Below are 12,128 nucleotides of genomic sequence, written 5' to 3'. Positions count from 1 at the left end.
CTGCTCGGTCAGATTCGCATCCCCGAGCTACCGAGAGGCCCCGTCTTCATGCGCGTACAACGGGAAGATCACCCCGGCGGGAAACCTGTTCGACCCGCACGTTCCGTGATCGGTTGAGATACGGCTTCTCACCCTCCTTCGCCACCGCATCCTCCTGAGATAGCGGCACGCTCCGTCACCACCGAATGTGAGACAGGGGCAATTTGACGACGCTTCCGATTATTGGGTGAGCTATTCTGCGTGGATGCGCGGACAGTTCACCGGCTGGCCGGAGCAGGCCATGGACGTGTTGTGGCAGCTCCAGGGCGAACCGACCCACGCGACTCGCGAGCGCTACCGCGCGGACCGTGAACGCCTGGTCCGGCAGCCGATGATCGCCCTGCTGAACGAGGTCGCGGACACCGACCCCCGGTACGAGGACTTCTCCGTCTGGCACTACCGCACCGACTCCTGGTGGTGGCAGCACCAGGGCGCGGTGATCCGGCTCGGCCGCAAGATCGAGATCGGTCTCCGGTTCGACCTGGACGGCCTGCGGATCCAGGGCGCCTGGTGGTACCCCGATCCCGGCCAGGTGGACATGTTCCGTAAAGCCGTGGCCTCCGAGGGGAGCGGCCGCGAACTGTCCGCCATCGTCGACGATGTGCGGAAGAAGGGCTACGACATCTCCGGGGACGTGATGAAGCGCTCCCCGCGCGGCTATCCGACGGACCACTCCCGTACGAACCTGCTGTGTCACCGTTCGCTGATTGCCTCCCGTTCCCTCGGCTGCGAGGAGTGGTTGCACACCCCCGAGGCGGTCGACCGGGTCCTTTCGGCTGCCGCCGACCTGGACGCCCTGCTGATGTGGCTGGTCCGCCACGTGAAGCGCGCCGCCTGACCTTCCGAGGACGCCGTGCGGCAGGGGAGGAACCACACCCGTGCCGTCGGCCTCCGCGCTCAGAAAGGTGACGCGCACCACCGGTCGTCCATCGCCTGATAACCGTCCGGCACCTCGGCCAGGGGGACGGCACGGTCGAAGACCGGCTCCGGATCTAGGGCGCCGGAGAGCACATCCTGCAGGAGCTCGGGAATGTAGGCGCGGACCGGTGCGAGGCCTGCGCGCAATGCGATGACACGCCCTCGGTTGGCTGCCGTGTCGTTTCGGTGGTGGGGTGGGTCAGGCGGCGAACGCGGTGTAGGTGCCGACGGTGAGGCTGGAGAAAGTGACGAGCTGGCGGGGCTTCAGGGCCGTGAAGGCGATGTGCATCGTGATGCCGGCGGTGATGGTGTACGGCATCGTCTGCGGGACGAGCAGGGCGGGCGGCAGGTCGATTTCCGCGGTGATGACGGTGGCCGCCACCAGGCGCCAGAGTCGGACATCGCGGTCGGCGAGGTTGCCCATGCGGCAGCGGACGACTCCGGGAACGGCGTGCTGCGCGCGGTAGGGCAACTGATCTTTGACCTGGGTATAGGTGTGGACCCATTGGGCCAGGTAGAGGCCGGTGCGGAACTGCTGGGAGCGGAGTTTGTGCCAGGCGCTGTTCCAGTAGACATCCGTGGTGATCAGCACGAGGAGACACAAAGCTCAGGTGTTGGCCGTGCTGGAGCCGTGCGTGATGCCCAGGCCGTTTGACCGAGGTCGTCGGCGACCAACAGGCAGGTCCCGGTCAACAAGGCGTAGCGAACGGCGTTGGGGCTCTTGAGGTAGCAGAGTTCCATCGCGGTACCAGCCAGGACCATCACGAGCGCCGCCGGAGGCGCCAGACCGGCGGCCAGGGCGACGGCGGCCGCTGTGCGGGCGGTCAGTACGGGGCGGTAGGCGCCAGTCAGGAGACGGGCCCGGACGGGGCCGAAGCGCTGTTCGGCCGTATAGGTGCTGAGTGAGCCGGGGGTGAACCGGTCCCATCCGCCCTGGCCTAAGGCGAGGGCGAATCGCAGGGCGCAGACCGTGCCGTAGACGATGCGGAACAGGTGGAGTCGTCCGGGGTCGGTGGGGTGCTGGAATCCGGATGCGAGGGCGTCAACGAACGACACTGTCGCTCACCTCGATCGGCTGCTCGCCCTGGACGGACAGGGACGCGTCCGCGGCCGTCGATCCGGTCGTACCGGCCGGTGCCGGTCAGGTGGGTGATGATCGTCTGGAGCCGCTCGGGGCTGAGGAGGAAGCTGCCGGGCGAGAGGTACCGGTAGGCGTTCACCGGCTCGGTACGGCCATCCTTGATGCCGTCGAGGGTGATGATCGTGAAGCGGGCGCGGCAGAACATCTTCCAGCGCAGCCACCTGCCGGGGCAGGCGCGTGAACCCGGTGAGCATCCACCCCACGAGGGCGGCGGTGGCGGCGAGTTGGACAGCGGACAGCACGGAAGTCGCGTGCATGAAAAGGGGCCTCCGGGATAGGGAGGTTGAAGTGGTGGGGGCGCCCCTGTGCGGCGGGGGAGCCAGGGGGTCAGTGCTCGGGCTTGGGGGGCCGCTGCATCAGTGCGGCGGCGGCCTGGTCGAGCGTGACCTTCTCGTGCAGGAGCGCGGAGATGACGTCCGTGATCGGCATATCGGCTCCGTGAGCGCGGGCCAGTGCGAGGACCGCTTCAGCGGACTTGACGCCCTCGGTGGTCTGCCGGGTCGCGGCGGCTGCCTCTTCGACGCTCAGGCCGTGGCCGAGATGGGTGCCGAAAGTGCGGTTGCGTGAGCGCGGGGAGGAACAGGTCGCCACGAGGTCGCCGAGTCCGGCCAGGCCCGCGAGGGTGGCGGGGTTGGCGCCCATCGCCACGGCCAGGCGGGTGGTCTCCGCAAGTCCCCGGGTGATGAGCACGGCCGTCGCGTTGTGGCCCAGGCCCATGCCGGTGGCGGTGCCCACGGCGAGCGCGATGACGTTCTTCACCGCGCCGCCCATCTCGCAGCCGACCACGTCGGTGCTGGTGTAGGGCCGGAAGTACGGGGTGAGGCATGCCGCCTGGACGCGGCGGGCGGTGGCTTCGTCCGGGCAGGCGACGGTGGCGGCGGCCGGCTGGCCCTCCATGATCTCGCCCGCGAGGTTCGGCCCCGACAGCACCGCGATCCGCTCCGCGCTGACGCCGGTCACCTCGGCGATGACCTGGCTGGCCCGCTTCCCGCTCGTGACCTCGATCCCCTTCATCAGCGACACGATCACGGTGTCCGGGCCGATGTGCGGCGCCCACGCGGTCAGGTTCGCGCGCAGGGCCTGGGCGGGGATGGACAGTACGAGGTAATCCGCGCCGTCCAGGGCGGCGGTCGGCTCCGTCGTGGCCGTCAGGGAGGCGGGTAGCTCGACCTCGGGGAAGTAAGCGGGGTTGCGGTGAGCGGTGTTGATCGCCTCGACGACCTCGGCGCGGCGGGCGTGCACGGTGACGTGTCCGCCGGCGTCCGCCATGACCTTGGCGACGGCGGTACCCCAGGACCCTGCCGAGAACACCGCCGTGCGGCTGTGCTGGCTCACTGCGGGGTCCTCTCGCTGGTGGCGGGGCCGCCACCGGGGCGGCCGGGCTCGGGCATCGTATCGGCCGTCCCGGCCTCGTCGTGCCGTGTCGCAGGGCGTCGCAGGGTCAGCAGAACGGCCCGGCGGCCGTGGAGGGATGGATTCCACCAACCTGACCGCAGAGGCAACCGCCGACAGCATCCTGCAAGGCCTCGCGAGGGTCGCCTACCTCCTCAACCTCAACCCGAGCGACAGCATCACCGACGCGAACGACTCGATCCACAACTCTTGACAATGGCTCTCGAGCGGGCGCCGCGACCAAGTGTGGGCGACTCAACCAGCTGCCGTGATCGGGTCCTGCCAACATCACCCGGACCTGATGCGACCGCGTGGCGCCGGCAGGAAGGCTGAGACCTCCAGGGCAATGACTGCTTATGCCCAGCGGACCGGTCCTGCTTGCGATCCGTTCGTTCAGCGGGTGACCAGCAGTCCCCGCCCGCGCAGCACCCGCCGCTCCAGCGGGCTGAAGATCAGCAGGTCGATGGCGATTCCGACGAGCAGGATCAGGAGGATGGCCAGGAAGACCTGCGACATGCTGGCGTTGGTCCGTCCGTTCTCCAGCAACTGGCCGAGGCCGACGCCGAGGTCGGGCGATGAGGCGATGATCTCGGCGGCCATCAGTGAGCGCCAGGAGAAGGCCCAGCCCTGCTTCAGGCCCGCCAGATAGCCGGGCAGCGCCCCCGGCATCACGATGTGCCAGGCCTCGCGCAGCCCGGTCGCGCCCAGGGTGCGCCCGGCGCGCAGGAAGAGCGGGGGGATCTGGTCGATGCCCGCGACGAGGCCGTTGGCGATGGAGGGGACCGCGCCGAGCAGGATCACGGCGTACATCATGGAGTTGTCGAGGCCCAGCCACAGCACGGCGGGCGGCACCCAGGCCACCGACGGCAGCGACTGCAGACCGGACAGGATGGGGCCGATGGCGGCCCGTACGAACTTCACGCGGGCGACGAGCAGGCCGAGCGGCGTGCCGATGGCGAGTGCCATCAGGAAGCCGAGCAGGCCGCGCGAGACGGAGGTCCAGATGTAGTCGAGGAGCGTGCCCTGCCGCCAGGCGTTGGTCACCTCGTCCCAGACCGCGGACGGTGAGGGCAGCTTGTAGTCGGGGATGATCCCGGCCCACACCAGCAGTTGCCAGATCACCAGGACCAGTGCGATGGCGGTGATGGGCGGCAACACCTTGCGGATCAGGGTCTCGCGCAGTGGCGTACGGCCGACCTGCGCCGAGTCCAGGGCATCGAGCCCGGCCTCCAGCCCCGCCAGATCCTGCCTGTCCTGTGGCTCCCCGGTTGCCGACGAGCCGATCTTCTCGACGTCGACGCCGGTGTCAGTGCTGGCCATGGCGGCGGATCTCCCCACGCAGTTCTTCGGTGATCTCGACGGACAGCTCGGCGACCGCGCTGTCCTCGATGCGGCGCGGCTGCGGAATGCCCACCGTCCACTCCTGGGCTATCCGTCCCGGCCGCGAGGACAGCAGCACCACCCGCTGGGCCAGCTTTACCGCCTCGCGCACGTTGTGCGTGACGAACAGCACCGACAGTCCTGTCTCGTGCCAGATGCGGGTCAACTCGTCGTGCAGCACGTCGCGGGTGATGGCGTCCAGCGCGGCGAACGGCTCGTCCATCAGCAGCAGTCGGCTGTCCTGGGCGAGTGCACGGGCCAGTGCGACGCGCTGCCGCATGCCGCCGGACAGTTCGTGCACCCGCTTGCGGTACGCCCCCTGCAGCCGTACGAGTTCCAGCAGCCGTTCGGCCTCCTGGCGGCGCTCCGGCTTGGCGACCCCGCGCAGTTTCAGCGCGAGTTCGATGTTCTTGCCCGCGGTCAGCCATGGGAACAGCGCGTGATCCTGGAACATCAGGGCGGGCCGGCCGTCCGTGTCGATCGAGCCGGCGGAGGGCAGGTCCAGTCCCGCGACCAGGTTGAGCAGGGTGGACTTGCCGCAGCCCGAGGCTCCCAGGAGGGTGACGAACTCGCCCGGTGCGACATCAAGCGTGATGTCGTCCAGCACGAGCTGCTGCCCGCCGGGCGCGCCCGGCGCGGCGAAGGACTTCGAGACGTGCTCGATACGGGCGGCGTGCGTCACCGCAGTGGCGTCCTCGGCAGCCTTGGCGATCGTGGTGGCCATGGTCGTCACCTCCTGGAAACTGGGGGTCGGTTGTCGTTACTCGGCGCCGAGACCGGCGTCGTCGACCTCGTCCTTGCCCTCGGTCTTGAGGACCTTGTTGAGGGGTGCGAGGTCGTAGATGCCCTTCAGGTTGGGCTCCTCCAGCAGACCGGCCTTGACCGCGTGCTCCGCCTCGGTGTTGAGGGTTGAGGCCAGCGGGTCGTCGAGGAAGGTGATGGACTCCCAGGCCGGGTCGATTACCTCGGCAGGCAGAGCCTTGCCGGACTCCTTCTTCAGCGCCTCGTTGGCGGCGGCCTTCGCCTTCTCCGGGTTGGCGTTGATCCACTCATTGGTCTTCACCGCGCCGCGCAGCACGGCCTCGACGACGTCCGGGTGCTCCTTGAGGAAGTCCTGCCGCACGATGATGTTCGTGATCACGAACTTCTTGTCCGGCCACAGGTCCGCCTCGTCAAGGAGCACCTTCGCGCCCTCGGCGACCAGCTTCGACGCGGTCGGCTCCGGCACCCAGGCACCGTCGATGGCACCGGACTTGTAGGCGTCCGGGACGACCGAGTTCTCCGTGCGGACGACGGAGACATCGCCCTTGCCGCTCTGCGCGTCGACCTTCCAGCCCTGGTCCGCGATCCAGTTGAGGAACGCCACGTCCTGGGTGTTGCCGAGCTGTGGGGTCGTGATCTTCTTGCCCTTGACGTCGTCCAGGGTCTTGATCTTGTCAGGGTTGACGACGAGCTTCACCCCGCCTGAGGCGGAACCGCTGATGATGCGCAGGTTCTTGCCGTCGGCCTGGGTGTAGCCGTTGATGGCGGGGGAGGGGCCGATCCAGCCGATGTCGATTGATTCCCCGTTCAGGGCCTCGATCTCGGACGGGCCGGCGTTGAAGGTGGCCGCCTTGATGATGGTGCCGCCGAGCTCCTTCTGGAGCAGGCCCTCCTGGACGCCCACGAGAGCGGTGGCGTGCGTGAGGTTGGGGAAGTATCCGATCTTCACCTCGTCGACGGAGAGCTTCCTGGCGTCCGCCGCGACCGCGGTCTGCTTGCCGTCGTCAGTGGACTCGGAACCGTAGCCGCAGGCGGTGAGCAGGAGGGGAAGTGCGGCTATAACGGCAAGGGTGCGCAGGGCGGTGAGCGGTCTTGCGGCAGACACGACGGTGTCCTCTCAGAGGATGGTGAGCAGGAAGGTACGAAATTGCGAGGCGAACTGCTTTTGGGCGTGCACCAAACGCTCCACTCCTCGGCCGTCGGCGGCAGGCGTGCCGGCGCGCGCTGAGATGTGGAACGTGGGGGGAGTCCGGCCGAGGGTGTCCGATCCGCCGACAGAGGCGGGGAGAGGAGGCACTGCTGGTTCGGAGCGCGTCAGGTTCTGTGGCGTCAGAGCGGCCGACAGATGGCACTGGACGTACGGCCGAGGTCGATGTGGCGGCGCGAGGTCAGAAGGAGCGGCAACCGGCCTGTGCAGTCGAGCGTTTCCATCGTCACCCCCACAGTTCCCTAGTTTTCCTACCGGGTTGCTAGGGATCGTGGCAGAAGGTGGCGTCTACCCCAAGGGGGAGTTCGCATCGTGGACGGCGTTATCCCGCTCTTTGAGATCGGTGGTGGTTGGCCCAGCGTGTCAGGGGTTTACCCAGGCGTCGGGGGTGTTGGTCAACGCGGATACTTCGGCGGGCAGTTGGGCCGATGCGACGTCGGCGAGCGATACGCCGTCGAGGATTTCGCGCACGTTGGACCGCAGTGCGATCCACAGGGGGAGCAGTGACTCGGCGGGGCCGGTGTAGGACAGTTCCGGGGGGCGGACGCCGCGCACCGAGACCAGCGGGCCGTCCACGGTGCGGATGACGTCGGCGATGCTGATGGACTCGGCGGGCCTGGCCAGCCGGTAGCCGCCGTTGCCGCCGCGCTGGCTGAGGACGAGGCCGCCCCGGCGCATGTCGTTCAGGATGCTTTCGAGAAATTTGTGCGGGATGTCCTGGGCGTCGGCGATGGCCTCCGCCTTCAGCGGCCCTTCGTCCCGTGAAGCGGCGAGTTGCAGTGCGGCACGTACCGCGTAGTCCGCTCGGGCTGAGATCCGCATGTGTGCATTATCCCGTACGGCTTCGGTCGGTGTCCGTTGCGGGCGGGCCGCCGGGCAGGAACGGGTGTCCCTGCCCGGCGGCCCGCGGGGCATCAGCCCGCGGCGGGGGTGTAGTGGGAGGCGTCGTCGCCCTTGAGGACGTGGCTGAGGGTGCCGTCGACGCCTGCGGGGATGTCGCCCGCGACGGTCACCCGGTGCAGCAGGCGCGGCAGGGCGCCGTAGTCGTCCGGGGCGTAGTGCTGGGTGATGCGGTTGTCGAAGAGGACGAGGTCGCCCGGCGTCCAGGTCACGCGCACGATGTTCTCGGGGCGGGTGACGTACGACTGGAAGATGCGCAGCAGGTCGCGGGAGTCGGAGGGGCCGAAGCCGACGATGCTCTGGGCGAAGCCGCCGATGTAGAGTCCGCGTTCCCCGGTCTCGGGGTGGACGCGGACGACAGGGTGGGCGGTGCGGTACTTGCGGGAGACGAACCGCTTGCGGTGTTCGGCCGCCTTCTCGTTCTTCGGGGCGGCGTAGTCGTAGTCGTTGGTGTGTACGGCCCAGAGCTTGTCGGCCAGCTCGCGCAGCGGCTCGGGCAGATCCCGGTACGCCGCGGCCGAGTTGGCGATGAGGGTGTTACCGCCGTAAGGCGGGATCACGATGCCGCGCAGTGTGGACGCCTTCGGGGGTGTACGGACGAAGGTGACGTCGGTGTGCCACTGGTTGGCACGGATGCCCTCGTCGCCGTCGACGGGCAGGATGTGGGGCTGGCCGTCGACGGAGGGGACGGTGGGGTGCGCGGTGGTGAGTTCGCCGAAGAGGGAGGCGAAGCGGAGCTGGCGGGCGTCGTCGAGGTGCTGGTCGCGGAAGACGAGTGCCTTGTGTTCCAGGAGCGCGGAGTTGATCTCGGTGATGAGGGCGGGGTCGAGGTCGGCGGAGAGGTCCACGCCGAGGATCTCGGCGCCGATCCGGCCGCCGATCCTGCGGACGTCGAAGCCGGTGCTGGTGGTCATGTGCGGGTGTTCCTTTCAGGAGGCCATCAGCCGGTCGGGAGCTGACCGGCGAGGAGGTGATCAGGCGGGCGGTCGTCAGGAGGTGATGGGCGGGGTGGTTCCCTTGGACCCCGGCGGTCCGAGGGAAGGGCCGACGGCCCGTAGCGCGCCGGGCGTGCGGCCTGGTCCCCAGCCGATGTGCCGGCGGTAGCTGCCGAGCAGGCCGGTACGGTCCAGGTGGTCCTCGTCGCGGGCGGTGGAGTCGTCGGGCAGCGGGCGGGTCACGGGTGCGACGTACAGGGCGTCGGCCGGGCAGTTCGCCTCGCACTGGAAGCAGGTCTGGCAGTCGTCGCGGCGGGCGAGCACGGGGATGCCGTCCTCGCCGCGGTCGAAGACGTTGGTCGGGCAGACCTTGATGCATATGTCGCAGGTGATGCAGCGTTCCGCCGAGACCAGTTCGATCATGAGGCCACCTCCAGTGGTGCCGCTGATGCCGGCGGGGCGGTCGGCAGGGGCTCGGTGCGGGTCCACACCTGGTCGAGGCCGCCTGTGACGACGCGGTGGTGCTGCCCGGGGTCCTGTGTCGGGTGGTCGAGCCGCTTGGCCATGCCTCGGGTCTCGGTGCGGGCCAGCGCTGAGGCGTACATCCAGCGGGCATGCGCCGCCATTGCCGCCGCCTGCCGGGCCCGTACGACGTCTTGGCCCTCGGCGTGCAGGGAGGCGCGGGACTCCTCCCACACGCCGTCGAGCACCTCCAGCGAGGCAGCGAGCCGGTCACCGTGGCGCAGATAGTTCTTCTCGTACGGCAGCACTTCGCCCTGGACGGTGGCGATGACGTCCCGGAAGCCGTCGGCGGGGCCCGGGGCGCCGCTGGGCCGGAGCCCGGCGCCACCCGCGGCCACCAGGCGCCTGGTACCGGCGCGGACGCCGAGGGAGCGGGCGTGGCGGGCCGCGCCCCGGCCGGCCCAGGTGCCGGAGGAGATGGCCCAGGCGGCGTTGTGGCTGCCGCCGCCGGTGAAGCCTCCGCAGATCAACTCACGGGTCGCCGCGTCACCGGCCGCGTACAACCCGGGGACGGTGGTGGAGCAGTCGTCGCCGGTGATGCGGATGCCGCCGGTGCCGCGCACGGTGCCCTCGGCGAGGAGCGTGACGGCGAAGAGCTGGGTGAAGGGGTCGATGCCGAGCCGGTCGAAGGTGAGGAAGAAGTTGGGCTGGGCCGGCCGCATCGCCTGCCGGGCCGCCGCGTCCGCCCGGTCGAGGCGGCAGTACACCTTCTCGCTGAGCAGCGCCCTGGCGATCACGGACCGGCCGCCCTGGCTGGCCGCACCCTCCAGGACTGTGCCGTCCTCGTGGTAGAAGGTCGCGAAGGAGTAGAAGGCGGTCTTGGTGACGGAGGTGCCCTCGGGCGCGATGCCGTACGCGTTGGAGAACTCCATCCCGGACAGCTCCGCGCCCACCTCGGCGGCGAACAGCGCGCCGTCGCCGGTGTTGACGTTGCAGCCGAGAGCGCCGCTGAGGAATGCGCAGCCGCCGGTGGCCAGGACGACCGCCCCGGCGCGCACCCGGTACGGCTGCCCGGTCTGACGCTGGTGGCCCCTGGCTCCGGCGACCGCTCCGGAGGGGTCGGTGAGCAGTTCGGTGGCGGGGCTGTGGTCGAGGATGCGGGCCCCGGCGCGCTGGACGCGGATGCGCATCCTGCGCATGTACTCCGGTCCTTGGAGGCCGTTCCTGAGCTGCTTTCCGTCCGGTCCTGTGGGGAAGGGGTAGCGTGCGGCCGCGGCCAGCTCGTTCACGCCCGCGTACGTCTGGTCCAGGACCCGGGTCATCCAGCGCCGGTCGGCCAGGAATCCGCCGAGTGCCTCCCTGCTCGCCATGGCCGCCTCCCGGGCGGCGGGCTCCGGAGGGACGTACCAGACGCCGGTTCCGGCGGAGGCGGTGGCGCCGCTTGTGCCGCAGTAACCCTTGTCGGCGAGGACGACGTCCGCGCCGTCCTGGGCCGCTTTGAGCGCGGCCCAGGTGGCTGCGGGACCGCCGCCGACCACCAGGACGTCGGTGCTGAGTGCCAGTCCGGTCATGCGGGCCGTCCTTCTTCTGGTGCGGCCGCCGCGGTGAGCCGGTTGGCTGGGCGGGGCAGGCCGTAGTTCTCGCGCAAGGTGCGGCCGGTGTACTGGGTACGGAACAGGCCGCGTCGCTGGAGGATGGGCACCACGTGATCGACGAAGTCCTCCAGGCCGCCCGGCAGATGGGGCGGCATGATGTTGAAGCCGTCGGCGGCGCCCTGGGTGAACCACTCCTCGAGCTGGTCGGCGATCTGCTCCGGGGTGCCGGCGAGGACGCGGTGGCCGCGGCCGGCGCCGAGGCGGGCGATGAGTTCGCGAAGGGTGAGGCCGTCGCGGCGGGCGAGTTCGGCGACGAGCGTGAAGCGGCTCTTGTTGCCGTTGATGTCCCGTTCCTCGGGCAGCTCGGGCAGTGGCCCGTCCAGTGGGAGCCCGGTCAGGTCGGTGCCGAGCATGCCGGACAGCTGGGCGAGGCCGTACTCGGGTACTTGGAGGTTCGTCAGCTCCTGTTCCAGCGCGCGGGCTTCCGTCTCGGTCGAGCCGATGACGGGGGCGATGCCAGGGAGTACCAGCAGCTGGTCCTCGGTGCGGCCGTAGCGGGGGAGCCGGGACTTGAGGTCCTTGTAGAAGGCTTGGCCGTCGGCGAGGGTCTGCTGGGCGGTGAAGACGGCCTCGGCGTACTGGGCGGCGAACTCCTTGCCGTCCTCCGACGATCCGGCCTGCACCAGCAGCGGGTAGCCCTGCGGGGTGCGCGGTACGTTCAGCGGGCCCTGCACCCCGAAGTACGCCCCGCGGTGGTTGATCTCCCGCACCTTGTCGGTGTCGGCGTAGACGCCGCGTTCACGGTCGAGCAGGATCGCGTCGTCCTCCCAGCTGTCCCACAGCTTGGTGGCGACATCGAGGAACTCCCGCGCCCGCTCGTAGCGCAGCCGGTGTTCCAGGTGCTTGTCCTGCCCGAAGTTGCGGGCCTCGTTCACGGTCCCGGAGGTGACGATGTTCCAGCCGGCCCGGCCGCCGCTGATGTGGTCCAGGGAGGCGAACTTGCGGGCGGTGTGGAAGGGTTCGTTGAAGGTGGTGGACACGGTGGCGATCAGGCCGATGTGCTCGGTGACCGCTGCCAGGGCGGACAGCAGGGTGAGGGGTTCGAAGCCGCCGAGGGCGTTGTGCCGGACCTTGCCCCACAGGGCCAGGCCGTCGGCGAGGAAGACCGAGTCGAGCAGGCCGCGTTCGGCGGTCTGCGCGAGCTGCTGGAAGTAGCGCAGGTCGGTGACGCGTTCGGGCTGGGTGCGCGGGTGGCGCCAGGCGGCGTCGTGGTGGCCGGCGTTCATCAGGAAGGCGTTGAGATGCAGGCGTCGGGGGCTGGCAGCGGGCATGGGGTTCCTCGGATCGGGGGCGGTGAGACGCGGGGGCGGTGAGACCATCGGGCAGGAGGCGGGAGC

14 protein-coding genes are annotated in these 12,128 nt (G+C 69.7%); 2 read left to right on the top strand and 12 right to left on the bottom strand.

Translation table 11 applies throughout. The annotated features are described in order from the left end of the window. Nucleotides 1–244: 244 nt before the first annotated feature. A complete protein-coding gene (locus tag JIX55_RS00475; protein ID WP_257561218.1) occupies nt 245–877 on the top strand; it encodes a DUF2461 family protein in 633 nt (210 codons plus the stop codon). A gap of 279 nt (nt 878–1,156) precedes the next feature. Here the strand turns inward: JIX55_RS00475 and JIX55_RS00465 are convergent, their stop codons facing one another. From JIX55_RS00465 to JIX55_RS00455, 3 genes are all read right to left on the bottom strand, one after another. After that, complete coding sequence (locus JIX55_RS00465) at nt 1,157–1,549, bottom strand: hypothetical protein (RefSeq protein ID WP_257561217.1); 393 nt, start codon at nt 1,547–1,549, stop codon at nt 1,157–1,159. Then, nucleotides 1,543–2,013 (bottom strand): hypothetical protein, encoded by a 471-nt coding sequence (locus JIX55_RS00460; RefSeq protein WP_257561216.1) that lies wholly within the window; start codon nt 2,011–2,013, stop codon nt 1,543–1,545. Before JIX55_RS00460 ends, JIX55_RS00465 begins: the two co-directional genes overlap by 7 nt. Before the next feature lie 412 nt (nt 2,014–2,425). Beyond that, nucleotides 2,426–3,433: an NAD(P)H-dependent glycerol-3-phosphate dehydrogenase gene (locus JIX55_RS00455; protein WP_257561215.1), complete on the bottom strand. Its 1,008-nt coding sequence runs from the start codon at nt 3,431–3,433 to the stop codon at nt 2,426–2,428. Between the two features lie 136 nt (nt 3,434–3,569). On the opposite strand from JIX55_RS00455, the gene JIX55_RS00450 reads away from it, so the two are divergent. Continuing rightward, nucleotides 3,570–3,704 (top strand): hypothetical protein, encoded by a 135-nt coding sequence (locus tag JIX55_RS00450; RefSeq protein ID WP_257561214.1) that lies wholly within the window; start codon nt 3,570–3,572, stop codon nt 3,702–3,704. A gap of 179 nt (nt 3,705–3,883) precedes the next feature. Here JIX55_RS00450 and JIX55_RS00445 read toward each other — a convergent pair whose 3' ends face one another. From JIX55_RS00445 to JIX55_RS00410, 9 genes are all read right to left on the bottom strand, one after another. After that, nucleotides 3,884–4,810 carry an ABC transporter permease gene (locus tag JIX55_RS00445; RefSeq protein WP_257561213.1) on the bottom strand — a complete coding sequence of 309 codons (927 nt, stop codon included), beginning with the start codon at nt 4,808–4,810 and terminating at the stop codon, nt 3,884–3,886. Beyond that, nucleotides 4,797–5,594, bottom strand: coding sequence for an ABC transporter ATP-binding protein (locus tag JIX55_RS00440; protein WP_257561212.1), 798 nt, complete (start codon nt 5,592–5,594; stop codon nt 4,797–4,799). The genes JIX55_RS00445 and JIX55_RS00440 overlap by 14 nt, the downstream gene beginning before the upstream one ends. Nucleotides 5,595–5,630: 36 nt before the next feature. Then, entirely contained in the window at nt 5,631–6,737 is a 1,107-nt protein-coding gene (locus tag JIX55_RS00435) for an aliphatic sulfonate ABC transporter substrate-binding protein (protein WP_257561211.1), read from the bottom strand. Nucleotides 6,738–6,961: 224 nt separating this feature from the next. Next, entirely contained in the window at nt 6,962–7,063 is a 102-nt protein-coding gene (locus tag JIX55_RS51235) for a putative leader peptide (protein ID WP_443046683.1), read from the bottom strand. A 139-nt stretch (nt 7,064–7,202) separates the two neighbouring features. Next, on the bottom strand, nt 7,203–7,661 hold the full coding sequence (locus JIX55_RS00430; protein WP_257561210.1) for an RrF2 family transcriptional regulator: 459 nt from the start codon (nt 7,659–7,661) through the stop codon (nt 7,203–7,205). A gap of 92 nt (nt 7,662–7,753) precedes the next feature. Continuing rightward, complete coding sequence (locus JIX55_RS00425; protein WP_257561209.1) at nt 7,754–8,653, bottom strand: TauD/TfdA dioxygenase family protein; 900 nt, start codon at nt 8,651–8,653, stop codon at nt 7,754–7,756. A gap of 75 nt (nt 8,654–8,728) precedes the next feature. Continuing rightward, the gene (locus tag JIX55_RS00420) at nt 8,729–9,097 is read right to left on the bottom strand and encodes a 4Fe-4S dicluster domain-containing protein (RefSeq protein WP_257561208.1); all 369 of its coding nucleotides are present in this window, start codon (nt 9,095–9,097) and stop codon (nt 8,729–8,731) included. Further along, nucleotides 9,094–10,707, bottom strand: coding sequence for an FAD-dependent oxidoreductase (locus tag JIX55_RS00415; protein ID WP_257561207.1), 1,614 nt, complete (start codon nt 10,705–10,707; stop codon nt 9,094–9,096). Before JIX55_RS00415 ends, JIX55_RS00420 begins: the two co-directional genes overlap by 4 nt. After that, the gene (locus JIX55_RS00410) at nt 10,704–12,062 is read right to left on the bottom strand and encodes an LLM class flavin-dependent oxidoreductase (RefSeq protein WP_257561206.1); all 1,359 of its coding nucleotides are present in this window, start codon (nt 12,060–12,062) and stop codon (nt 10,704–10,706) included. The genes JIX55_RS00415 and JIX55_RS00410 overlap by 4 nt, the downstream gene beginning before the upstream one ends. Between the last annotated feature and the right edge of the window lie 66 nt (nt 12,063–12,128).

The sequence above is a fragment of the Streptomyces sp. DSM 40750 genome (assembly GCF_024612035.1).
Taxonomy (GTDB): domain Bacteria; phylum Actinomycetota; class Actinomycetes; order Streptomycetales; family Streptomycetaceae; genus Streptomyces.
Note: the sequence above shows the minus strand (reverse complement) of the source record. Positions and strands in the feature narration are given on the sequence as shown.